Source organism: Streptomyces sp. NPDC001406, from assembly GCF_042895285.1.
Taxonomy (GTDB): domain Bacteria; phylum Actinomycetota; class Actinomycetes; order Streptomycetales; family Streptomycetaceae; genus Streptomyces.
Genome location: NZ_JBIAWG010000010.1, coordinates 181,050 through 204,102, shown reverse-complemented (window position 1 = coordinate 204,102; position 23,053 = coordinate 181,050). Strand labels below are relative to the sequence as shown.

At 68.4% G+C, this 23,053-nt stretch carries 19 protein-coding genes; 9 read left to right on the top strand and 10 right to left on the bottom strand.

Annotated elements, in window-relative coordinates; translation table 11 throughout:
- Positions 1-98 precede the first annotated feature (98 nt).
- From pfkB to ACFY1J_RS24990, 3 genes are all read right to left on the bottom strand, one after another.
- Complete coding sequence (pfkB, locus tag ACFY1J_RS25000) at positions 99-1,046, bottom strand: 1-phosphofructokinase (protein ID WP_390709833.1); 948 nt, start codon at positions 1,044-1,046, stop codon at positions 99-101.
- On the bottom strand, positions 1,043-1,804 hold the full coding sequence (locus tag ACFY1J_RS24995) for a DeoR/GlpR family DNA-binding transcription regulator (protein ID WP_390709832.1): 762 nt from the start codon (positions 1,802-1,804) through the stop codon (positions 1,043-1,045). The genes pfkB and ACFY1J_RS24995 overlap by 4 nt, the downstream gene beginning before the upstream one ends.
- A gap of 175 nt (positions 1,805-1,979) precedes the next feature.
- Complete coding sequence (locus ACFY1J_RS24990) at positions 1,980-3,524, bottom strand: MFS transporter (RefSeq protein WP_390731963.1); 1,545 nt, start codon at positions 3,522-3,524, stop codon at positions 1,980-1,982.
- 62 nt (positions 3,525-3,586) lie between these two features.
- On the opposite strand from ACFY1J_RS24990, the gene ACFY1J_RS24985 reads away from it, so the two are divergent.
- Positions 3,587-4,552: a helix-turn-helix transcriptional regulator gene (locus ACFY1J_RS24985; RefSeq protein ID WP_390731962.1), complete on the top strand. Its 966-nt coding sequence runs from the start codon at positions 3,587-3,589 to the stop codon at positions 4,550-4,552.
- Between the two features lie 19 nt (positions 4,553-4,571).
- On the opposite strand, the gene ACFY1J_RS24980 is transcribed toward ACFY1J_RS24985, so the two are convergent.
- Positions 4,572-5,246 (bottom strand): TetR/AcrR family transcriptional regulator, encoded by a 675-nt coding sequence (locus ACFY1J_RS24980; protein ID WP_390732028.1) that lies wholly within the window; start codon positions 5,244-5,246, stop codon positions 4,572-4,574.
- 556 nt (positions 5,247-5,802) lie between these two features.
- The gene (locus tag ACFY1J_RS24975; RefSeq protein WP_390709829.1) at positions 5,803-6,801 is read right to left on the bottom strand and encodes an RNA polymerase sigma factor RpoD/SigA; all 999 of its coding nucleotides are present in this window, start codon (positions 6,799-6,801) and stop codon (positions 5,803-5,805) included.
- A gap of 186 nt (positions 6,802-6,987) precedes the next feature.
- On the opposite strand from ACFY1J_RS24975, the gene ACFY1J_RS24970 reads away from it, so the two are divergent.
- On the top strand, positions 6,988-7,506 hold the full coding sequence (locus tag ACFY1J_RS24970) for a GNAT family N-acetyltransferase (RefSeq protein WP_390709828.1): 519 nt from the start codon (positions 6,988-6,990) through the stop codon (positions 7,504-7,506).
- Positions 7,507-7,542: 36 nt separating this feature from the next.
- Here ACFY1J_RS24970 and ACFY1J_RS24965 read toward each other — a convergent pair whose 3' ends face one another.
- The gene (locus ACFY1J_RS24965; protein ID WP_390709827.1) at positions 7,543-8,334 is read right to left on the bottom strand and encodes a dioxygenase; all 792 of its coding nucleotides are present in this window, start codon (positions 8,332-8,334) and stop codon (positions 7,543-7,545) included.
- Positions 8,335-8,451: 117 nt separating this feature from the next.
- On the opposite strand from ACFY1J_RS24965, the gene ACFY1J_RS24960 reads away from it, so the two are divergent.
- The gene (locus ACFY1J_RS24960; RefSeq protein WP_390709826.1) at positions 8,452-8,961 is read left to right on the top strand and encodes a MarR family winged helix-turn-helix transcriptional regulator; all 510 of its coding nucleotides are present in this window, start codon (positions 8,452-8,454) and stop codon (positions 8,959-8,961) included.
- Between the two features lie 117 nt (positions 8,962-9,078).
- Here ACFY1J_RS24960 and ACFY1J_RS24955 read toward each other — a convergent pair whose 3' ends face one another.
- Both ACFY1J_RS24955 and ACFY1J_RS24950 read right to left on the bottom strand, forming a co-directional pair.
- Positions 9,079-10,617 (bottom strand): MFS transporter, encoded by a 1,539-nt coding sequence (locus ACFY1J_RS24955; RefSeq protein ID WP_390709825.1) that lies wholly within the window; start codon positions 10,615-10,617, stop codon positions 9,079-9,081.
- Between the two features lie 289 nt (positions 10,618-10,906).
- On the bottom strand, positions 10,907-11,560 hold the full coding sequence (locus tag ACFY1J_RS24950) for a TetR/AcrR family transcriptional regulator (protein ID WP_390731961.1): 654 nt from the start codon (positions 11,558-11,560) through the stop codon (positions 10,907-10,909).
- A 328-nt stretch (positions 11,561-11,888) separates the two neighbouring features.
- Here ACFY1J_RS24950 and ACFY1J_RS24945 point away from each other — a divergent pair, with 328 nt between their 5' ends.
- From ACFY1J_RS24945 to ACFY1J_RS24920, 6 genes are all read left to right on the top strand, one after another.
- A complete protein-coding gene (locus ACFY1J_RS24945) occupies positions 11,889-13,172 on the top strand; it encodes a M6 family metalloprotease domain-containing protein (protein ID WP_390709823.1) in 1,284 nt (427 codons plus the stop codon).
- A gap of 520 nt (positions 13,173-13,692) precedes the next feature.
- Positions 13,693-14,151, top strand: a complete 459-nt coding sequence (locus tag ACFY1J_RS24940) for a hypothetical protein (protein WP_390731960.1) — start codon at positions 13,693-13,695, stop codon at positions 14,149-14,151.
- 252 nt (positions 14,152-14,403) lie between these two features.
- Positions 14,404-14,889 (top strand): hypothetical protein, encoded by a 486-nt coding sequence (locus ACFY1J_RS24935; RefSeq protein WP_390731959.1) that lies wholly within the window; start codon positions 14,404-14,406, stop codon positions 14,887-14,889.
- A gap of 648 nt (positions 14,890-15,537) precedes the next feature.
- Complete coding sequence (locus ACFY1J_RS24930) at positions 15,538-16,524, top strand: AAA family ATPase (protein WP_390731958.1); 987 nt, start codon at positions 15,538-15,540, stop codon at positions 16,522-16,524.
- A gap of 97 nt (positions 16,525-16,621) precedes the next feature.
- Positions 16,622-19,165 carry a S8 family peptidase gene (locus tag ACFY1J_RS24925; protein ID WP_390731957.1) on the top strand — a complete coding sequence of 848 codons (2,544 nt, stop codon included), beginning with the start codon at positions 16,622-16,624 and terminating at the stop codon, positions 19,163-19,165.
- A 54-nt stretch (positions 19,166-19,219) separates the two neighbouring features.
- Positions 19,220-20,197 (top strand): helix-turn-helix domain-containing protein, encoded by a 978-nt coding sequence (locus tag ACFY1J_RS24920; protein WP_390731956.1) that lies wholly within the window; start codon positions 19,220-19,222, stop codon positions 20,195-20,197.
- Between the two features lie 425 nt (positions 20,198-20,622).
- Here the strand turns inward: ACFY1J_RS24920 and ACFY1J_RS24915 are convergent, their stop codons facing one another.
- Complete coding sequence (locus ACFY1J_RS24915; RefSeq protein WP_390731955.1) at positions 20,623-21,075, bottom strand: hypothetical protein; 453 nt, start codon at positions 21,073-21,075, stop codon at positions 20,623-20,625.
- Between the two features lie 464 nt (positions 21,076-21,539).
- Positions 21,540-22,850, bottom strand: a complete 1,311-nt coding sequence (locus ACFY1J_RS24910; protein ID WP_390731954.1) for a hypothetical protein — start codon at positions 22,848-22,850, stop codon at positions 21,540-21,542.
- Positions 22,851-23,053: the final 203 nt, after the last annotated feature.

Genomic DNA, 23,053 nt, shown 5'->3' with positions numbered 1-23,053 from the left:
GGTGATGGGGATGGTGGAGGTGGTGGAGGTGGTGGCGAGTAACGGGGAGCGGTGCCACGTCCGGTCCGCAGCCGTCGTACGGCGTCTCGTGCGTACGTTCATGACACCGGCTCCGTCAGTTCGCGGTCCGCCGGGACCTGCGCCGTGACCGTCACCGCCGCCGGGTCCAGGTCGGCCGGCGTGGGCATCACGCTGCCGGGCAGTTGGACGGCGGCGGCGCCGTGCGCGACGGCGGAGGCGAGCGCCTCGGGCCCGCTGCCGCCCGCGACCAGGAAGCCGGCGAGTGAGGCGTCGCCCGCTCCGACATTGCTGCGTACGACGTCCACCCGCGCGCTTGCGAACCAGGTACCCGCGTCGTCCACGAGCAACTGCCCGTCGGCGCCCAGGCTTGCGAGCACGGCGCGTGCGCCCATCTCGCGCAACTCCTCGGCCGCCTTCACCGCGTCGCCCACGGTCGCCAGGGGACGCCCGACGGCCTCCGCGAGCTCCTCGGCATTCGGCTTCACCACGTCCGGACGCTCACGCAGCGCCTCGATCAGCGCGGGCCCCGACGTGTCCAGCGCGATGCGCGCGCCCGCTGCGTGCACCCGGGCGACCAGATCGGCGTACCACGCCGGCGCCAGACCTCTCGGCAGGCTTCCGCAGCAGGCGATCCAGTCGGCGTCGCCCGCGTGCTCGCGGACCGTCTCGAACAGCAGCTCCTGCTCGGCCGCCGACAGCTCCGGCCCCGGCGCGTTGATCTTGGTGAGCACCCCGTCCGCCTCCGCGAGCGCGATGTTCGAGCGGGTGGCTCCGGCGACCGGCACCGGCGCGACCTCGATGCCCTGCGCGTCGAGCAGGTCGGCGACGAGCGCTCCCGGCGCACCCCCGAGCGGCAGCACCGCGACCGTGCGGCGACCGGCGGCCGCGACGGCGCGCGACACGTTCACGCCCTTGCCGCCGGGGTCCATGCGCTCGCCGGTGGCGCGGATGACCTCGCCGCGCTCCAGCGAGGGGACCTCGTAGGTGCGGTCGAGGGACGGGTTGGGGGTGACGGTGAGGATCATGCGCGCACTACTTCCGTGCCGCCGCGCTCGATGGTGGCGGTGTCTTCGGGGCTCAGCCCGCTGTCGGTGATCAGCAGGTCCACATCGCTCAGGTCGCCGAAGCGGGCGAAGTGCTCCTGGCCGTGCTTGGCGGAGTCGGCGAGCAGGACCACGCGGCGGGCCGCGGCGACCGCCGCACGCTTCACCGCGGCCTCGGCGAGGTCGGGGGTGGTCAGACCGTGTTCGACGGAGAAGCCGTTGGCGGCGACGAAGAGGACGTCCGCCCTGATCTCGCCGTATGCGCGCAGCGCCCAGGCGTCGACGGCGGCGCGCGTGCGGTGTCGTACGCGCCCTCCGACGAGGTGGAGCTGGATGCCGGGATGGTCCGCGAGGCGGGCCGCGATCGGCAGGCTGTGCGTGACGACGGTGAGCGTCGCCTCCAGGGGGATGGCCCCGGCGAGGCGGGCGACCGTCGTACCGGCGTCGAGGATCAGCGTGCCCTCGGTCGGCAGTTCGGTGACGGCCGCCTTGGCGATGCGGTCCTTCTCGTCGGTCGAGGTGGACTCGCGCTCGGCGAGGTCCGGTTCGAAGTCGAGGCGCCCGGCCGGGATGGCACCGCCGTGCACCCGGCGGACGAGGCCGGCGCGGTCGAGGGCCGTCAGGTCCCGGCGGATCGTCTCCGCCGTCACCTGGAACTCCTCGGCGAGCGACACCACGTCCACCCGGCCGCCCTCACGGGCGAGCCGGAGGATCTCCTGCTGTCGCTCCGGTGCGTACATGTCCGCTTGCCTCCGACTGATGCCCGAACTTGTGGTTTCGCTTGGAGGCTACGCCTGGATTTCTGGAAAGTAAACAGGTTCGGGCCTGATTCGGGCATGAACGGACGTCCCACTCTGCCCGGACACACGGAAGGGCCCGGCACCCTCGGGTGCCGGGCCCTTCCTCAGCAGGGGCTCAGTGCACGAGCTCGCGCTCCTCCTCCACCAGGAGCTGCTCGCCCTCGCCGTCCCCGCCGCCTTCCACATGCTGAGCCGGCCGCTTCGGCAGCGCGAACATCAGCAGGAAGATCACGCCCAGCACCGCGGCGACCCAGCCCAGCGCGTGCTGGAAGGCGTTCACGAAGGCCGGCCCCACCTGGGCCCGGGTCAGCCGGTCGCCGATCTCGCCGAAGAACACCACCGAAACCAGCCCGAGCCCGAGCGCATTGCCCATCTGCTGCACGGTGTTGATCAGCCCGGAGGCCGAACCGGCGTGCTCGCGCGGCACCCCGGAGAGCACCGCGTCCGTCAGCGGGGCGACGATCAGACCCATGCCCGCGCCCATCACGACGAGCGGGAGCGCCATCTGCCAGGAGGCGATGCCGAGGCCGTAGCGCTCGGACTCCGCCAGGTAGATCAGGACGCCGATCGCCATCACCAGCGCGCCCGCCTGGAGCACCTTGCGGCCGAACCGCGGGACCAGCTTCTGCACGGACATCCCGGCCGCCACGGAGACCGCGATCGAGAAGGGCACCCCGGTCAGACCGGCCCGCAGCGGGCTCCAGCCGAGGCCCACCTGCATGTACAGCGTCCACACCAGGAAGAAGATGCCGAGCGAGATCCCGAACACGGTCTGCACCGCGATGCCCGCCGCGAAGCTCTTCACCTTGAACAGCGACAGTTCGACCAGCGGGGAGCCGTCCCGCGCGCTCTTGCGCCGCTCGTAGGCCACCAGCGCCCCGAAGACGACGAGCGAGCCGGCCATCGACAGATGGCCCCACAGCGGCCAGCCCAGCTCACGGCCGCGGGTGAGCGGGTAGAGCAGCATCAGCAGGCCCAGCGTCACCAGCGCAACACCGACCAGGTCCAGCTTGAGCGCCTTCGGGGCCTTGGACTCCGAGATGAAGCGGCTGCCGAGGATCAGGGCGGCGATGCCGACCGGCAGGTTGATGAGGAAGATGGGCCGCCATTCGAGGCCGAACAGGTTCCACTCCGTCAGCAGCGCGCCGAGCAGTGGGCCGGAGACCGCGCCCAGACCGACGATCGCGCCGAAGAGGCCGAAGACCTTGCCGCGCTCGTGCGCCGGGAAGGTGGCGTGCACGATCGACAGGACCTGCGGCACCATCATCGCCGCCATGCCGCCCTGCAGGATGCGGGAGGCGACCAGCATCTCCGGGTTCGCTGCGAAGCCGCACAGCGCGGAGGCGAGGGTGAAGCCGCCGATGCCGATCAGGAACATCCGGCGGCGGCCGTGGATGTCGCCGAGACGACCACCGGTGATCAGGCCGGCCGCGAACGCGAGCGCGTAACCGGCGGTTATCCACTGGATCTGGCTGAAGGAGGCGCCCGCGTCCTGCTGGATCGACGGAATCGCGATGTTGACGATCGTGACGTCGACAAGGTCCATGAAGGCCGCGGTCATCACGATCGCGAGGGCGAACCAGCGGCGGCGGTCGGCCGCCGAGCCGGTGCTGTCGGCCGCTGAGCCGGTGCTGCCGGCAAGGGTTTCGGTGGAGGTCATGGAATGAAGGTAGGACCCCAATAGGCCAGATCGTGTCCTAGTTGTGCGGCATCCTCGACAACATGACGACGGACACTCCGGCTCGGCTCCTTCAGCTCCTCTCCCTCCTCCAGACGCCCCGCGAATGGCCCGGCGGCGAGCTCGCCGACCGGCTGGGGGTGTCGCGCCGCACGGTCCGGCGGGACATCGACCGGCTGCGGGAGCTCGGCTATCCCGTGCAGGCGACCATGGGCGCCGACGGCGGCTACCGGCTGGTCGCCGGAAAGGCCATGCCGCCGCTCGTGCTCGACGACGAGGAGGCGGTGGCGATCGCGGTCGGGCTGCGGGCCGGCGCCGGGCACGCGGTGGAGGGGGTGGACGAGGCGTCGGTACGGGCGCTGGCGAAGCTGGAGCAGGTGCTGCCCTCGCGGCTGCGCCACCGGGTGTCGACTCTCCAGGCCGCGACGACACCGCTGACCAGCGGGGACGGGGCGAGCATCGCGCCCGAGACACTGACCGTGATGGCGTCCACCGTGGCCGGGCGGGAGCGGCTGCGCTTCGCCTACCGGGCCGGGGACGGCACCGAGTCACGCCGGCTGACGGAGCCGTACCGGCTGGTGTCGACCGGGCGCCGCTGGTACCTCGTGGCGTACGACCTCGACCGGGACGACTGGCGCACCTTCCGCGTCGACCGGGTCAGCGAACCGTTCGCCACCGGGGCGCGGTTCACGCCGCGGGAGCTGCCGACCGGGAGCGCGGCGGAATATCTGCGGCGGTCGATCCAACGGCGGCAGGAGACCTACGAGTTCACGGTCGCCTTCACCGCACCGGCGAACGACGTCGCCGCGCGTCTGCCCCACTGGCTCGGCACGCCGGAGCCGGCCGGCGAACAGGGCTGCGTCGTGCGGGGCGCCACCGGGGACCCCGTGGAGTGGCTGGCGGTCCGGCTGGCGATGACGGGACTCGACTTCACCGTCCGTGAGCCTGCAGAACTCATCGACTGCGTACGGGAGTTGGGTGCGCGCCTGAGCAGAGCGGGCGGTGCCTGAGCGGCCGTACGGCCACTCCCTACCCGTCGGCCTTCCCCGTACCCGCCCCCGCACCCGCACCCGTAAGCACACCCCAGGGAAAGTCCCGCAACGCCGCGAGGTTCCGCAGTGCCAGTGCCGCCGGTCCCTCCGGGCCCGAAGGCGGGGCGGACGTCGCGGCCCAGGACTCGACCGCCACGCGCACCGCGGCGCCCACGACCGCGGCGGTGAAGCGGAGTTCGGGGGTGGGAGTGATGCCGGCGGCAACGTTGTCGACTGGCGTCCCGCGGGCAAAGTTGTCGGCGGTCCTGGCGGCAGCCGCCCGTGCCGCCAGCACCTCCGCCAGCGTCTGCTCCGACGCCTGGCACACCTCCGCCCACACCTTGCCCAGCGCGGGACTCGTGCGGGCCAGGCCGATGAGGGTGCGGACCCACTCCCAGGAGGCGGCGGAGACGCCGCCGCCGGGGGTCAGGGTGTGGCGCACCGCGTGCTCCAGGGCCTCCGGAACCGGCAGCGCGGCAGGGGCCGCACGGACCGCCTCCACCCAGCGCTGGGCGCCCGCCCCGTAAAGGGGGGCCACCGCCTCCTCCTTGGTGGCGAAGTAGCGGTAGAAGGTGCGCGGGGCGACCCCGGCGGCCTGGGCGATGTCCTCGGCACGTGTGGCGCGCAGCCCCTGGCCGACGAAGAGCCGGGCCGCCGCCCGGGCGATCTCCATCCGGGTCTCCGCCTTGCGGCGCTCCGTCAGGGATATCGGAGGCGCGGCGGGAAAGGGCTGGTCAGAGGAGTGGTCGGCGGCGCTGGGGGTGCTCACTTCGGCAGGCTATGCCCATGTGGCAGAATCTGCCATCCGGCGGGCCACCCCGGGGTTCAGGTACGGGGTGACCCGCCGATTCAACGTGCCCGGCCAAAGGCAATGGCGCAGCCCCTGGCACAAAAAGGAGCCGAGCTCCGGCACCCGGGGGGAGTGGCGCCGAAGCCCGGCTCTCGGAAGGTCCCGGCGCCGGGGGGGAATGCGTCGGGACGCGTGGCTCAGGGTGGTCGTGGGGTCGAGGGAGTGCGGTCCCGATCCCCGAACTCCTGGGCCCTGAAGGGTTGTTCCCTGGGCCCCGTGAGTTGAAGCGGCGGTACAGAGCCATGTTTGCGCGGTCTTCCGCCACCCGGCGTACGCGGGAGACAGTGGCCGTACGCCCGTGCGCCACTCGGCGCCCATGGAGCCACACACGCCCCCACGTGTCCGCTCCGGTGAACGCCGGTGCCGTCCATCCGTGCCGCTACGCCACCGCGTCGAACCCGGTGTCGCGCGCCAGCTTCTTCAGTTCGAGCAGCGCGTGCTTCTCGATCTGGCGGATGCGTTCGCGCGTCAGCCCGTGTTCCTTGCCGACCTCGGTGAGCGTGCGCTCCCGGCCGTCCTCGATGCCGTACCGCATCTTGATGATGGAGGCCGTGCGCTGGTCGAGCCGGCCGATCAGCCCGTCCAACTCCTCGCTGCGCAGGAGCGTGAGGACCGACTGCTCGGGGGAGACCGCCGAGGTGTCCTCCAGCAGGTCGCCGAACTGGGTCTCGCCCTCGTCGTCCACCGCCATGTTCAGCGAGACCGGGTCACGGGCCCAGTCGAGCACGTCGGTGACGCGTTCCGGGGTGGAGCCGAGCTCGGCGGCGATCTCCGCGGGCTCGGGTTCGCGCCCGTTCTCGCGGTTGAACTCGCGCTGCACGCGGCGGATCCGGCCGAGCTCCTCCACCAGGTGGACGGGCAGTCGGATCGTGCGGGACTGGTCCGCTATCGAGCGGGTGATCGCCTGGCGGATCCACCAGGTGGCGTACGTCGAGAACTTGAAGCCCTTGCGGTAGTCGAACTTCTCCACCGCGCGCACCAGACCGGCGTTGCCCTCCTGGATCAGGTCGAGCAGGGGCAGACCGCTGCGGGGATAGCGTCGGGCCACCGCCACGACCAGCCGGAGGTTGGAGCGGATGAAGATGTCCTTGGCGCGCTCCCCCGCGGCGACCAGTGCCTCGAGTTCCTCGCGGCTGGCGTCCGTGGCGGACTCCTCGTCTCCGTCGAGGACCTGTCGCGCGAACACACCCGCCTCGATGGTCTGGGACAGCTCGACCTCCTTGGCGGCGTCGAGCAGCGGTGTGCGCGCGATCTCGTCGAGATACATGCCGACCAGGTCGCGGTCGGCGATCTCGCCGCCATGGGCGCGAACACTGCTTGCCGCGTCGGCCGTCTCGCCGGTGGCGGACTGACGACGGGCGACGGCACGGGTTGCCATGCGTGCTCCCTTGCGATGGTGGGTCAGCGGGTGGTCCTGGACGCCCGGCACTCCGAGAACTCCTGGGACTCTGGTCGAGTGCCCTGCATCCGATGGAAACAACGACTGGAATCCGGACAGAATTCCCAACCCGCCCCCCGATTTTTCTGATCATGCAGTACCCTGCGCGCCACATAGGGAGGCGAGATGCCGTCGGAACCTACAGAGGTGCAGGTCAGGCCAGGAGCCGAGGCTGACCTCGAAGCCCTCACGGACATCTACAACCACTACGTACGTGAGACACCGATCACCTTCGACACCGCCGTCTTCACGCCGGAAGAGCGACGTCCCTGGCTGCTCTCCCACCCGGAAGACGGCCCGTACCGGCTGATGGTTGCCATGGACGCGGACTCACAGGAGATTCTGGGCTACGCCACATCCAGCCCTTACCGGGCCAAGCCCGCGTACTCCACCTCCGTGGAGGTAACGGTCTACCTGGCCCCGCACGCCGGGCGCCGCGGCATCGGCACGCTCCTGTACGAAGCCCTCTTCAAGGCCCTGGAGAGCGAGGACCTGCACCGCGCCTACGCCGGCATCGCCCAGCCGAACGAGGCGTCCACGCGACTGCACGAGCGCTTCGGGTTCCGGTACGTCGGTGCGTACCGCGAGGTGGGCCGCAAGTTCGGCAGGTACTGGGACGTGGCCTGGTACGAGAAGGAGCTGTGACCCCCGGAAGGAAGCAACCGTGACCCCCGGGAGGGATCAGCCGAACTGCACCGACCGCTTCGCCATCCCCATCCAGAAGCCGTCGATCACCGACTTCTGCGCGTCGAGCTCACCGCCGGCCTCCGCCGCGCCCATGGTGACGAACAGCGGGGCGAAGTGCTCGGTGCGCGGGTGGGCGTACCGGCCGGCCGGGGCCTTGTCGAGGAAGTCCAGCAGGGCGTCCCAGTCGCGGGCCTCCAGCGCGCGCCGGCCCCAGTCGTCGAACTCGGAGGACCAGCTGGGCACGCCGCCGCCCGTGTACCGCAGCGCGGCCAGGTTGTGGGTGAAGAAGCCCGAGCCGACGATCAGCACGCCCTCGTCGCGCAGCGGGGCCAGCCTGCGGCCGATCTCCATCAGCTTCACCGGGTCGAGGGTGGGCATGGAGATCTGCAGGACGGGGATGTCGGCCTCGGGGAACATCTCGGCCAGCGGGACGTACGCGCCGTGGTCGAGGCCGCGGTCCGGGATGTCCTGGACGGGCGTGCCGGGGGCGCGCAGCAGCTTCCGCACGGCCTCGGCGAGCTCCGGTGCGCCGGGAGCGCCGTACGTCACCTGGTAGTAGCGCTCCGGGAAGCCCCAGAAGTCGTACACGAGGGGGACGGCCTGCGTGGCACCGAGGGCGAGGGGGGCCTCCTCCCAGTGGGCGGAGACCATGAGGATCGCCCTGGGCCGGGGCAGGTCGGCGGACCAGGCGGCGAGCTGGCCGGGCCAGACCGGGTCGTCGGCCAGCGGCGGGGCTCCGTGGCTGAGGTAGAGGGCGGGCATGCGCTCCTTAGCGGCGGCGGTCATGACGGCGGCTCCCTCCGGCGGATCCCACGGACCCATTGCTTTAACTCTCAAGCTTCATGGAACACACTACGCCGCACTTGTTCAAGTTTCAAGGAGATTCCTCGTACAGTGGACCGCATGAACACGGCATCCGAATCCGCCGCGGACGGCCGCTGGCTCACCACCGAGGAGCAGCGCGTCTGGCGCTCGTATCTGCACGCCACCACCCTGCTCGAAGACCACCTCGACCGTCAGCTGCAGCGCGACGCGGGCATGCCGCACATCTACTACGGCCTCCTCGTCCAGCTCGCCGAGGCCCCGCGCCGCCGGCTGCGGATGACCGAGCTGGCCATGAAGGCGAAGATCACCCGCTCCCGTCTCTCGCACGCGATCGCCCGTCTGGAGAAGAGCGGCTGGGTACGGCGGGAGGACTGCCCCTCCGACAAGCGGGGCCAGTTCGCGGTGCTCACCGAGGCGGGCACCGAGGTACTGCGACGCACCGCGCCGGGCCATGTGGCCGCCGTACGCCAGGCGCTGTTCGAGCGCCTGAGCCCCGAACAGCAGAAGACCCTCGGCGAGATCATGGAGATCGTCGCCGAGGGTCTTCAGCCGGACGAAGCGGGTGCGGACCTGCCCTGGCTCCGCTGAGCCGTTCCGCTCACTCGGGGAGCCGGTCGGAGCCGGGGCAGGTCCTCAGGGGTCGTACGTACGGGGTTCCCCCTCCGCATACGTACGCGAAGCTCCCGGAGTGGTACGCCGGACGCCTCAGTGGGCCACGACCGGCACCGCCACCTCGTCCTCGATGCCCTCACCGGAGGCCACCGTGGTGGTGTCCGGGCTGCCGGCGTTCACGAAGCCCGTGACGATCACCGCGGCAAGCACCAGCATGCCGACGGCGAACCAGATCGCGTTGGTGTAGCCGTGCACCATGCCCTGCAGCTGGACCAACTGCTGCTGGGACTTGGAGGTGGCGGTGGCGATGTGGTCCTTGATGTACGAGGTCGTCGCGGAGGCGGCGATCGTGTTCAGCAGGGCCGTACCGATCGCGCCGCCCACCTGCTGCGAGGTGTTGACCATCGCGGAGGCGACACCGGCGTCCCGGGGCTCGACGCCCAGGGTGGCCAGGGACATGGCGGGCATGAACGCCGTACCCATGCCGAGGCCGAGCAGCAGCATCGACGGCAGGACGGTCGAGGCGTACGACGAACCGATCTCCAGCCGGGTCAGCAGGAACATGCCGCCCGCCGCGACCAGGAAGCCGGGGGCCATCAGCAGCCGCGCCGGGACGCGGGTCATCAGACGCGTGCCGATCTGGGTCGAGCCGACCATCATGCCGAAGATCATCGGCAGGAAGGCGAAGCCGGTGTTGATCGGCGAGTAGCCCTTCACGACCTGCAGGTAGTAGGTCAGGAACAGGAAGGTGCCGAACATCGCGATGATCGCGATGCCGAGGGAGAGGTAGATGCCGCCGCGGTTGCGGTCGGTGACCACGCGCAGGGGCAGCAGCGGGGCCTTGACCCTGGCCTCGGTGACGACGAAGGCGAGCAGCAGTACCGCCGACGCGACGAACAGGGAGACGGTCACCGAGTCGCCCCAGCCGTCGGACTCGGCGCGGGTGAAGCCGTAGACCAGGGAGACCAGGCCCAGGGTGGACAGGATCACGCCGGGGATGTCGAGCGGGGAGCGGTTGCGGCCGCCCTCGGGCTCACGGACGACGAAGTACGCGCCGGCCGCCGCGACGATCGCGAACGGGATGTTGACGAAGAACGTCCAGCGCCAGTCCATGTACTCGGTGAGCACACCGCCGAGGATGAAGCCGACGGCGCCGCCGCCACCGGCGATCGCGCCGTAGATGCCGAAGGCCTTGGCGCGCTCCTTGGCGTCCGTGAACATCACGGCGAGCAGGGAGAGCGCGGCCGGGGCGAGCAGGGCACCGAAGGCACCCTGGAGGGCCCGGGCACCGAACATCATCGCGCCGGTGGTCGCGGCGCCGCCGAGCGCGGAAGCGGCGGCGAAGCCGACGAGACCGACGACGAAGGCCCGCTTGCGGCCCCACAGGTCGGCTATCCGGCCGCCGAAGAGCAGCAGGCCGCCGAAGGCGAGCGCGTAGGCCGTGACGACCCACTGACGGTTGCCGTCGGAGATGCCCAGGTCCTGCTGGGCGGAGGGCAGCGCGATGTTCACGATGGTGGCGTCGAGGACGACCATCAGCTGGGCGAGCGCGATGAAGACGAGCGCTTTCCAGCGGTTGGCGTCGCCGGTCTGCGCGACGGCGCCGGGAGCCTTTGCGGCTGTTTCAGACATGGGTGTACCCACTTCGGGACTTCGTGACGGAAAAAGGTATTGAGGGGCGTTGCGGTGCGTGGCGTTGCGTGGCGTTGCGTAAGAACGGTCCGCCCTCGTGGACGACCGGAAGCTTGGTTGCGGTGATGACCGGAGTACGGCCGTGAACTAATCGATCGGACGATGGATCGTCGGAGTCACGTATTGGTCGGGCTCGGTGTCGTCAGGTTTTCGTCGGGCTTTCGTCTGTCTGTGATCTGTGATGTTGATCTGTGGTGTTGATCTGTGGTCTGTGATCTCTGGCCTGTGGTCAGACTTGGCGCAGGTCCTCCATGGTCACGGTCGTGCCCGGCAGGACGGATCGGGCCGGAGCCCGCAGCCCGTCCAGGAACAGCTGCAGATGGCGGTGTACGAACCGGTCGGCGCTGAGGCATCCCGTGCCGGCCAGCGGCCGGCTGAGCTGGGCCACGGCGACCAGCAGATCCCCCACGCCCACGTCCGGGCGGAGCAGCCCGGCCTCCCTGGCCCGGTCCATGAGCTCTCCGACGATCCGCTCGACACGCTCCCGAGCGGCCTCCAGATCGGGGTGATGCTCGTCGAAGGTGCTGGAGATCATCGGGCACAGGGCGGCGATCCGCTCGTCGGCGGAGACGTGCACGAAGCGCTCCAGCGCCTCGAAGGCGTCGCCGGTCTCCGCGAGGGCCTGCTCCGCCGCCCGCACCGTACGGTCCATGACCGAGCAGACCACCTCGCGGACGAGGGCGTCACGGTCCGGGAAGTTCCGGTACACCGTGGCGTTGCCGACGCCGGCCCGGCGGGCGATCTCGTCGAGCGGGGCGTCGGGGCCGTGCTCGACGAACATCTCCCGGGCGGCGGTGACGATCCGCTCCCGGTTGCGCAGGGCGTCGGCGCGGGGCCGGGCTGCTTTGCGCGCTACGGGGTGCGGAGAAGTCACGGTCTGCACGGCGTACTCCTCGGTCGGTTCGCGGGTGCGATGCGGTCGGTCTGCTGGCGCCGATCCGGCTCGCCGGTGCTGATCCGGCTTGCCGTTGGCGATCCGGATGCGATCCGGGGAAGTAATCCCCGTTTCGCTCGGACACAGGTCTAAACGGGGAAACGATCCCCGGTTATTTCCCGCCCCCGAGGAGATTTCCTGTGAGCTAGGTCACACCACTACCGGCGGGAAACCCACGATCGGCCCCTCCAGCGCGCGCCCGCAGCCCCGGCGACCCAGGGTGATCGAAAGGGTGCAGCCGGAGACCGGTGGCTGCCGTGGAGCGAGAGGTCCATGCATGCAGCCGCCGATCTCCCGCCGGATACGCCCGCGCCGCGTGGCGGCCCTCACGGCCGTGACCGCGCTGATCCTCGCGGTCAGCACCTCGGCCGGGACCGGTCACCTCACGGCGGGCCCCACCTCGCGCGGGGCGGGCCCCATCTCACTCGCCCGCACCCCCGCCCTCAGCCCCTGTCTGATCAGCGGCAACCTCGACGTCCAGATGACGGAGGGCGTCCCCACCCCCGGCGGCTACTCCCGCTCCACCGGCACCGTCCACGCGCTGACCCTGATGGTCGACTTCCCCGACGCGCCCGGTGAGGGCGACGCCCTCGACCGCTTCCACGAGTTCTTCCCGCGGACCCAGGAGTGGTTCCGCGCCGCCTCCTACGGCCGCCTCGACTACCGCCCCGAGACCCCGATCCCGCACTGGCTGCGGATGCCCAAGCCGTTCGCGGCGTACGGCATAGAGCGCGGCGCCCCCTTCGACCCCGGCTACCGCCTTCTGGTCCAGGACATCGTGGCCGCCGCCGACCCCGAGGTGGACTTCCGCTCGTACGACCTGCTGAACGTGCTGGTGACCCCCAACGCGGGCCCCTCCGCCCTGGACACCGTGCTGTCCGTGACCTTCGCCGGCAACGCCGAGGCACCCGTCGCCGACGGCGTCCCCGTCGCCAACGCGTCCTTCGTCTACTCCCGCCAGGACGACGGCTCCGGCACCTACGACCGGACCGGCTACCGGGTGCTCCCGCACGAGAACGGCCATGTCTTCGGCCTGCCCGACCTCTACACCCAGGACGGCGGGGGCGCGGTCGGCCACTGGGACATCATGAGCGAGGACTGGGGCGCCAACAACGACCTGCTCGGCTGGCACAAATGGAAGCTGGGCTGGCTGGACGCGAAGCAGGTGAGCTGTGCGGCGGCCCGGGGCAGCAAGGAGTACACACTGACACCGCTGTTCCGCACCGGCGGCCACAAGCTGATCTTCGTGCCGATCACCGCCCGCAGCGGCTACGCCGTCGAACTGCGCGCCCGGGGCGGCAACGACGAGACCGTCTGCCACCCGGGCGTCCTCATCTACCGGGTCGACGCGAACGTCGACACCGGCCGCGGCCCCATCACCGTCTACGACGCCCACCGCGGCACCGGCGGCTGCACCCGCAGTCCCAACGTCCACGCGGAACTCTCCGACGCGACCTTCGCCCCCGGCGAGACCTTCAAGGATCCCCGCAGGGGAATCACCATCGCGATAACGGCAGCGGACCTGGCCGGCGACTACAAGGTGCGGGTGACGCGGAGATAGCCAGATGGGCCGGCCATCACGCCAGGACGAACCGCAGCACCAGGCATACGCCCCCTGCCGCCCCCGGGAGGCCCACATGCCCCACCTCTCCCCCGAACTCACGACCAGACAACCCGAATCCAGCCGACCCCGCACACAGCGCCCCGCGCCACCGCGTACCACCGCCCCGCCCCCACACTCCCCCCAACCAAATCCGGTACGCTGACGCCTGTGACCCAAGCGGCCACGATCCGCCTTCGTGGGATGTGTGGGAAATTCCGTCGCCACAGGTCAGGCCTGGTGATGTGCGACGCCGCAAAACGCGACAGCCCCGAATCACAAACGCCTTTGCAGCGTTTTCGCAGCTCATGACATGTATGTAGGGTGCAGTGCAACGCCCGAATTCGATTAACCCGTGCACACCGACCGGGACAGGCGGGCCACGGCACGCGGCACGCATCTGGCACTGCCCGAGTGAACTTGTCACCCATGGGGCGGCGGCGCGGTTGCTACTTGAGTAGCTAGGCGACAGCCTGGCCGCATGGCAACCCCCCACGCCCCGTCGGTCGCCGACCGCCGCGTCCTCCTGCTCCTCCTGGACGACCAGGATCGCCTCATGCTGTGCGGCGGATGCTGCGCCGGCTGGACGGTTCCGCAGGCCCTTCTCACTGCCGACGCCGATTTCAAGGACGGGGCCGCCCAGCACCTCGCCGAGCGATTTCACATCTCAAACCCTCGCTTCGGATCCGTCTATGGAGTTCACGAAACGCGGGATTCCGACTGCTGGGAACGCAACCAGCGCACTGGTTCCCGCGTTTTCATCGTGCGGATCAGCGCGGAAGAGTCGGAATCGTTTCTGAGTATGTCTCCTTCACACACCCGGTGGAAAGTCAGCGAGCTGAGGGATCGCCACCGCGATGTGTCCCCCGAAGGCGTGGCCCTTCTGGTCGCCGGATACGTGGAGGGCTGGCTTCCCGACGGCCCCATTTCGCTCTACTGACCTGGAGTCCCCATGCCTCTGCACGCAATTGAGATCATACTGACTCGGACCGTACGCGGAGTCGAACTGAAGGCCGCGAGTCGGATTAGCGGCATGCCGATGGCATCGTCGCACGACGGAAAAAGCATCGCCGTTCTCGTACCTGCACGGGACGAGGAGCTTGCCATCAAGAAAGTATGGAGACGACTCCAGGGCTCCCTCCCCATTGACGTACTTTGCACTCTCTTCCCAGGACCGGACGGGATGTTGCGGATGAGCATTCCGTTCGCACCTGGGGTGAAGAGACGAATCCGCGCGTGGGCCAAGGAATCAGGGAAGAGCACGGAGGAGTTCTTGAGTCAGGCGATCAAGTCAGCATTGGCTCGCGATCGTTACACGGAAACCGCTCGCCAGGAATGTTCGCTGAATTTCATGCTCCATACCTGCTGCGCTTGGCTGGATTCGCCGCTGAGCGACACGAACCGCGTTCCTGTTTCAAGACTTACTGCGTCACTCGGAGAACCCCTCCGAAGGATCTCCAATTCCAGAACACGTATCGTCTTCACCGACATCACCGGACCCATCGCCTCGCTGATCAGCGAGGGGGAACTGAGGGAACTCGAAGACACGCTCGCGATTGCGGAATGCGAGGAGCAGAAGGCCGACTCCTCCTCCTTCATGCCGCACGACGAAGCGGTCCAGGAGAGACCGGCCGACGGCGCGGCTGGGGAGGCCGGGGAGCAGGGTGGAACTGGCTGATCCCCGCGTGCTCGTGTACGGCGACCGACGGTGGTACTGGCCCGGCAAGGTCGTCGCGCCGCTGGATCGTCTGGCGGCGCGTCGCGGTGATCGGCTCGTCGCGATCGAGGGTGCCGCGCCTGGTGCCGACTGGGCGGCGTACCTCTGGTGTGAACCGAACGGACTCAGTGCGGATCGCCACCGTTGTCATCCGGTGGAACGACAGGCCGCGCGGCGCACGAGGCCGCAGGAATCGCGGTTGACTGGGCCCGAGCGGAGCACCCGGATGCTTTTGTGGGAGCGCCCGCGGTTGATCACCGCGTTCCACTCTCGCCTGGCCCCTGGGCCAGGCGGCACTTCAGACATGGGTCTGCGCGGTTGGCTAGTCGGTGTTCTCTCCTGGCTTGCGACCGGGCCGGACCTCGATGTCGGACGATGACTGCTGCGAGAGGAGCTCCCCCAATGGCGTAGGGGACGTGTGCGTCACGAGTCGATGTGGCTCGGCAGGCCTGGTTCACAGCACGTGCTGACAACGATGCCATTGAGACCGAATAGAAAGGCACAGGCGGTTTCGCTCAGTGGGTACGTGGGACGAGTTCCTCGTACGATGCCTTGTCAGTGGCAGCGGCTAGGGTGGCCGCACCGGTTGCTCGGGGAGGTGTGACGCGTATGGCTACCAGCGCCGAACATCTCAAGGCCCTCGTGCGGGCACACGCCGAGGCGGACGATGACCGTTTCTACAGCATCGCCCTCCAGGTTGCGGCTAAGTCTGCGCGTCAGGGGCACGGCAAGTTCGCGGTAGAGCTGCGAGAGCTTGTCGAGTCGATGCGGCAACGGGGAGCGAAGACGATCGGCGCTGCCGGTCCAACGCCTGTGGTTCAACCCCGAGGGGAACTATCGAGCCTGCTGACGGCCTGGTATCCCGACATCCGGCTCGACGACATGACCCTCGCCTCGGAGCTCCGTGCCTCCTTGGACCGGGTTCTGCACGAGCAACGGCAGCGCGCTCGGCTTGAACGCTTCGGCTTCACCCCAGTACATCGGATTCTGCACTCCGGCCCGCCGGGCACAGGCAAGAGCATGACGGCGGCCGCACTGGCTGGCGAGCTGTCCCTGCCCCTGTTCACCATCCGCTTGGATGGACTGATCAGCCGTTTTATGGGCGAGACGGCGTCGAAGCTGCGTTTGGTGTTCGATGCCGTGGCCCAGACACGGGCGGTCTACCTGTTCGATGAGTTCGACGCGTTGGGTGCACAGCGAGCCGTCGGCAATGACGTAGGAGAGGCGCGACGCATCCTCAACTCCTTCCTGCTGTTCCTGGACGAGGCCCCCTCGGAGAGCCTCGTGGTGGCGGCCACCAATCACCACGAGATCCTGGACCGAGCCCTGTTCCGACGCTTCGACCTCGTGATCGCCTACGAGGCGCCCACACCGGAGCAGGCTGTGGAAGTGATGCGCAGGAGGCTCGCGGGAATGGATACCAGCGCAGTACGGTGGCCCTATGTAACCGAGCGTGTGGCCGGACTAAGCCATGCGGAACTCGTGAAAGCTGCCGAGTCCGCTGCCAAGCAGGCCATTCTGGGGGGTGCTGACGTGATCGACGATCGTCTGTTGCTGGACGCTCTGGGTGAGCGGCACGCGCTCCACCATGCCTGAGTCGCACTCATTCCCCAGCGCTCCGCATCTCATCGTCCCCTGGCCTGCTCGCACTTTGCGGCCCAAGCAGCTCCGGCCGGCGAGGAACAAGGACCCGATGGATCGGTCCGCCGACCGGCAGGGGCACGTGTCTCGCTTGGTCGGCGGCCTGGAACAGGCCCGCGACGAGGCAGTGGACGCCCGCGTCGAGATCCCCGAGCCGTACCGGGCCGACGGCTTCGCCGTACGCATCGAAGCCGCGGCAGGGCACGCCCTCAAGCTGGAGGCCCTCGACAGCTCGGGGCTGACGCTGATGAGCGTCCATCCGCGGACTGACCAGCGGCCCGAGGACGCGTTGGTGTGGGTTCCGTACGAGAATGTCGGGGATCTCTCCCGCCGTATCAAGCAGTTCACTGAGAACACCGTCAGCGGTGCGCCCAAGCAAGCTCCGCTCGTCGCCAACATGGAGAAGGTTCAGCGAGCCCTCTTCGAGCATCTGTGGCAGGAAGATGATCCTCTCCCACCGCTGGAGGAGTGCCGCTGGTGGGAACTGTGGTTCGACCCGCGGATCGTGGAATCGGATCCGGTCTCGACGTTGCGGGAGCTGGCCTCGGAGCATCAATGGCCGGTGACCGAGGTGGCTCTGGCGATCGGCGAGCGCCTCGTCGCTCATGTGCACGCCTCCGGCCAAGAGCTACAGGCCCTCATGGGTACCAACGCAACCCCGGTGGAAATCCGTCGGCCCGCCTTCGCCCAGGAACTGCACTCCGTGGACCGTTCCCTCCAGCACGAGCTGGTGGACAACCTCGCCGATCGGGTCGAGGCCGCCCCGCCTGATGCTCCCGCGGTGTGCGTCTTGGATACGGGGGTGAACCAGGAACACCCTCTCCTGAAGACGTCGCTGTACGGACGGGCGCACAGCGCTCTGCCGCACCAGACAGCGGCCGACCGGCACGGACACGGCACTGAGATGGCGGGGATCGCGCTCTACGGAGACCTCGCCGGACCGCTGGAGAGTTCGGATCCGGTCGTGCTGACCCACGGTCTGGAGTCCGTGAAGATCCTCGACGGCGTGACAGGGGATCCCGCACACCCGCGTACCTACGCCGAGGTGACAGCGAACGCCGTGGCAACGGCCGAGATCGAGGCTCTGAGCGCAGGCCCGCCGCGTGCCCGCGTGTTCTCCATGGCGGTCACCGACCAGTCCCGGGACGGCAAGAACGGTGTCGACGGGACTCCTACCCTGTGGTCCGCCGCCCTTGACGCACTCGCCGCGGGAACGGACGTGGTGGCCCACGACGACCGTATCGAACTGATCGGTGCCCCTGATCCAGACGCCTCACGACTGATCGTGGTCAGCGCAGGCAATATCCGGGGACTGGAGCCACGTCACATTCGGACCCCGCAGGGGCGCTTGGATCACCTGACGATGTGTGATCTCTCGCGGATAGAGGAGCCCGCTCAGGCCCTCAATATTCTCGCTGTCGGGGCCTTCACCGAACTGACCGGCGTACCCGATGACCCGTCCTTCGCAGGTTTCCAACCGCTCGCTGAGGCCGGTCAGCTCTCACCCTTCAGCCGGACGTCGGTCGCCTTGACGGGAACGCCCGTGGTGAAGCCCGACATCGTCATGGAGGGCGGCAACCTCCTGGTCGACCCCGGCGAGACCCTTCTGACCCCGCACGACGTGGTCAGCGTGACCACAACCGGCAAGGACTTCTTTCGTAAGATCTCCTCCGCGAACGCGACCAGCTCCGCCACCGCCCAAGCCGCCCGCCTCGCCGCTCTGGCCCACGCTGCCTACCCCAGCCTGTCACCTGAGGCCATACGAGGACTGCTAGTACATGAGGCGCGCTGGACGCCCGCGATGATGGGTAACGGCCTCTACACGAAGTCCGGGCGCCCGAGGCTGGCGAAAAAGGAGTTTATGAAGCAGGTCATCCGCCGCTACGGCTGGGGCGTGCCGAGTGCGGAACGAGTGCTGTCCAGCGCCGCCAATGCCGTCACCCTCATCGTGCAGAGCCACCTGATCCCGTTCCAGAGGGACAACAGTGGCGGCGTCCGCCTGGCAGAGCTGGAGTTCCACGAACTGCCTTGGCCACTGGAGCAGTTGCGAGACCTCGGTGCTTCCACCGTTGCACTCCGGGTGACGTTGTCGTACTTCGTCGAGCCGAATCCCGGGCGCCTGGGTATGCGGGGCAGGTACAGCTACGCTTCCCACCGGCTCCGCTTCGCGATCAGAGCGCCCGGCGAATCCGTGGACGGCTTCGAACGTCGTATCACCGCCCAGGCCGAAGCCGAAAGCGATACGCCTTCTCACGCCAAAGCCTTCGAGGGCGACAAGAACTGGCTGGTCGGCCCGCAGGGTCGTAATCAGGGATCGCTCCATACCGATGTCTGGCAGGGTTCGGCGGCGGAACTGGCCGACTGCGGCGTGCTGGCCGTCCATCCCTCCGGCGGCTGGTGGAAGAGCCACAACCGCACCGACCGGGTGGGCCGTCCAGTGCGGTACGCGCTCCTGGTGTCGCTGGAGACACCGGAAGTCGAGACTGACCTGTACACCCCGATCGCAAACAAGCTCGACATTCCGATCCTCGGCGCACCGGCGGTGCGCAACGAGGTCGACACGCACCTGCCAGTACAGACGGAGATCGGCTGGTAGCTGCCTCGCCTCACCGGCTCCGGCGGTATCTCCGTCGCCCGCGATACTGGGCCGATGACCGATCTCGCCACCCTCTCTCAGGCAGCTCTCCACGGACAGTGGAACTGTCTTCTCGGCCTGCCCGAAACTTCATGGCTCGATGTGAAGAGCTCGATCTATAACCTGGATCAGGCCGGTCCGCGCGCCGAGCTGTGCAAGGACGTGGCTGCGATGGCCAACGCACAGGGTGGCCTGCTCCTCATCGGTCTGCGGACCGAGCTGGTGGACGGTCGGGAGGTCATCAGTGAGCTCAAGCCGGTTCCTCAGCGACTCGTAGACCAGGGCCGCCACCGCAAGATCCTTATGGAGCAGGTGCGACCCCCAGTGCGTGACCTCCGCATCGAGTGGGTCCCTTGCCAGAAAGACAGCGGGGTTCTCGTGCTGCACATACCACCGCAGCCTTCGGCGGACAAGCCTTTCGTGGTGCCCGCGACGGACCCCAAGGGACGCGAGGGTGTCGCTGTCCCCGTCCGGTCCGGGGATGACACCTCATGGCTCAAGCCGGCCGAATTGCAGCGGCTGCTGGCTCTGGGCTGGTCAAGCAGCGACGAGGCGTCGGGGCCGTTGACGACTGGCACCGCCGACCAGAACACCGCTGCGCGTCTGCTGCGGCTGGTCCCGCTGGACGCCCCGTGGATCAAGCATCTGCGTAACGGCGGCCCGTACCACCGCATCCCTGCTGCAGTCAGCGACGAGGTCCACGATGCTGCCGAGGCTCTGGAAGGGGAAGTGCTGCGCTTCCGTGACCCCGGTCTGGCCGCAGCCACGGAGAGCTTCACCAACGCGGTCTGCGAACTCAGCAACGTGTTCGGTGGATTGCACACACCAATGGACGGTCCGCTCACGTACTTCGTGGTTCCGCCGGAGTGGAAGCGGACGGATCCGGCGCGTTACTACGAGGCTCTCAGGGAGAACGACCGGGCAGCGCAGTCAGTGCTCGATGCCTACCAGGACTGGGTGAACAAGCTGAACGAAAAGGGCCTGCTCGTCTGATCTGAGCCGCCGGGGTCGTGGTGCGCCTCCGTCACCGGACGTGTACCGGTTTCACGGTGACCACACCAGCACGATCTACCCAGTTCCAGACAATCACGTAAAGTAGAAACATGAACTACTGCCAATCCTGGGCTTTACGGAGGATTGCCGGACCTGGCGCTTCACGTCTCGGAGCCGAATCGGCCGGATTCACATGCGTGGACCCCTGACGAGCGACGTGATCGTCTCTGGCAAGTCGGTTGAGGAAGCCCAGCTCCGGAAGAGGTTGTGCCCCGGGGCAGGCGGGGCGACGCAGGCCGCCAAACCGACAAAGGCGGCGATGCGAACTCTGCGACAAGCCGGCCCCCTGACAGCAGCTGGTGGCTGCTGCCTCCGGAGGGCAAGTGGGAGGCCCCAGGACCGAAAGGTTCTGGGGCCTCCACTGATCACTGCGTGATATCGCGCCACCAGGCAGCGACGCGGCTGTCCATCCAGTAGAGCATCTCGGCCTTGCCTGTAGCGCTGTCGGTGCCGCCTTGGCTGTTCTCAATGGGCCAACGCTTCTCGTTGAACAGCTGTGCGGAGATGCGGCTGAGGGCTGCATGTTCGTTGCTCTGCTGGCGCTCGGGAAGTCCGGAACGCTGAAGGATCTCCGAGAACGTGAGCTTCTCGTCCGGGCGTTCCGCAGTGGCCTCGAAGAGCGCGCGGACCCCAGGGAGATGGTTCACCTTGCTCCACAGGAGGGCAATCTGCGCCTTCGTCCACAGCCCTTGACGTCCGAGGTCGATAGCAGTGTCAGTGCCGTCAATTTGGGCGAGTACCCCCATGAGCTTGGTCTTGCTGGATTCGAGGTCGGCCAGTGCGGCGACGACAGCGGACCGCAGAGTTCCCTGATCCACGACAAGCCCCCTTTCGGGTTCGCCCACGAAGTCGTACGCCTGCACCGTATGGATTCGTACACGATTCCACAAGGGTCTTGGGGTGTTAGGTACGGCTTCCTCCGCGCAGATTGGCGAATGGGGTCCTGCCACGGAGAAGGATGAACTCGTCGATCAGGTCGGCTTCATCTGCTGGCCTCGTCTCAGCAGTTGCACGCCAGGCGACCAACAGGGATGCAGAGTCGTGGAACTGCCAGATGTAGCGGCCTCCCCAGTGACCGGACGAGCCAGCGCCCGACCTGCCGTACTGTCTCAGTCGGCCCTGCAGGCCGTGCCTGGCATTTTCCCCGGCGTCGGCCTTGCCGATGTAGACGCTGTGGGCGGCGTACACCGCACATGCCGCCCGCGGAAAGGCGGAGGACGCCGACGAGTCTCGCCCTGGTCCGGCTGCGGTCGGACCAGGGACGAGGCGAGCGCGCCTACGTCTACGCGGGCTGCGCGGGGAACACGACCACCGAGCCGTCCTTGTTGCGGGAGATCTCGATCGCCACGTCGGTCGCGCGGCTGTTGACCATGACGCCGTCGCCCAGCTTACGAATCCGGCTTGCCGCGCGCATCAGACGATCTACTTCACCGGTCGTGAATACGGGTCGGAATCCGTTCGGGCGTGTCAGCTCCAGCGCCGACAGGCGTTCCAGCACACCCGCGATGCTCGACTCCAGTTCCTCGAGGCGCTGTTGGTCGGCCTTGAGTGCGCGGGCGAAATTCTCGAACGGGTTGCCGGGGTCGCTCTGGGCATGATCGACGGCCTGCAGAACGATGACCCGACGCTTCAGCGCAATGGCCAAGTCGGCGAGTTCCAGGTGGGTGCGGAATGTGCCGCCGTCGTCGTCGACGCCGGGGAACGACTTGGTCAGTGTGTCGATCTCGACAGCCTTGCCTTCGGGCAGCTCGTCAAGTGCGTTCTTCCACTTGGTGAGGCGTCGGTCAGCGGCGGCCAGCGCCTTGCCGATTGCATGCACGGCCGAGTCCAGTCCCAGCGAGACACCGAGTTTGCCCTGGTCGAGGAGGATGGCGGTGGCCTTGTCGATAGCGTCGCGGCAGCCATCGAGTTCGCTGCGCTCGTCATCGAGCTTCTGGTCGTGCAGCTGCTCCAGCAGTTCCGTGATGCGTGCGATGGCCTGCTGGCGCTGGTGGTCGGCATGTGCACTCACCCCCACCGCTACGGCCATGAGCACGAGCGGCGCGGCCACGGTCAGCGCCGCGCTGCCGGCGACGGCGACGCCGGCTGTCGCACCGGCTCCACCGGCTGCGCCCGCGGCTGCCGCTTTACCGACGGGCACGAACGACGCCGCGTCGACGATCGTGCCCTTCGAGTTCACGAATGCGCCGCGGATGCCATTGGCCACCCCCTTCGCCGCCATCGGGCGGACGATGCCCTGCCCGAGCTGGGCGGCGGTCTTCGCCGGAACCACCATGCGATACAGGTTTTCGCCGGTGGCGGTCGCCTTGGCCGCCACAGAGGAATTCTTCGCCGATTGCGTGATGAGCTGCGACAGGTGCTGCGCCAGGGGACTTGCGGCATCGAGCGGGATGCCTCGGCCGCGGTCGAGCTTGGCGGACAGCGGGTGTACCTCAAGTGTGGCGATCGGCTCGTCGGCCAAGGCGGCCAGTACACCGCGCAGTTCGGCCAAGCGCTCAGCCGTCATCGGCCCGTCTCCGGCCAATGCGGGCACCCGGACGTCACCGGTCGCCAGCGTCCACACCGGAACGATCGCCTCGCGGTCGTCAGTCATCGTCTCCCCCTTGTTTTCCAGCGGCAGCCTACGGCTGACGTCCGACAAGAACAGCCTGAACCTTGTGTATTCAACTACGGGCACCGTCTGCCGGTGAACTGACGAACCGGCAACGGAAGGGTGCCCCTCACCTGCGGTGATCTGGATCGTCTAGATCAAGGACGCCGCGAAGCGAGGGAGACCCTGAAGATGTCGTGCCTGTG